Annotated in this window: 1 protein-coding gene; it reads right to left on the bottom strand. The window is 73.6% G+C overall.

What is annotated here, in order from left to right; translation table 11 throughout:
* The coding region (locus tag G3I71_RS46910; RefSeq protein ID WP_164325054.1) for a GNAT family N-acetyltransferase at window positions 1-351 on the bottom strand (351 nt) is incomplete at its 3' end.
* Window positions 352-488: the final 137 nt, after the last annotated feature.

Here is a 488-nt window from a genome sequence, read left to right as displayed (position 1 = left end):
CACCCAGACCTCCTCGATGCCGTCCGGGAGGGTCGGCAGGATCGCGGAGAGCAGCACGGTGCCGATGCCCTTGCCCTGCAGGTCGGGCGCGACGGCGCACCGGCCGAGCGTTGCCTTGCCGCCCTCGACGAGGACGCGGATCGACCCGACCAGCCGGTGCCCCCCCCACGCACCGAGCGTGATGACGCCGTCGGCCGTGAGGTCGGCCTTGAGCTCCTTGAGCGTCTGCGTCAGCGGCGGGATGTTCGGGTCGCCGTACTGCTGCGCCTCGGTGACGAACGCGGCGCGCCGCAGCGTGAGCAGCTCACCGGCGTCGTCGACCGTGACCGGGCGGATGTCGAGGGCCGTCATGCGGTCATCGTCTCAGTCCGCGCGGCCCGCGCACTACTCTCGGGCCTCGTGTCCCACACCTCGGATGTCGACCCGACCCACCTCGTCCTGACCCTGTCGTGCCCCGACCGCCCGGGCGGCGGCGCGGCCGTCGCGGG

Source organism: Streptomyces sp. SID12501 (assembly GCF_010550245.1).
Lineage (GTDB): Bacteria > Actinomycetota > Actinomycetes > Streptomycetales > Streptomycetaceae > Streptomyces.
The sequence above is the reverse complement of the archived record's forward strand: the minus strand, read 5'-3'. Positions and strand labels throughout refer to the sequence as shown.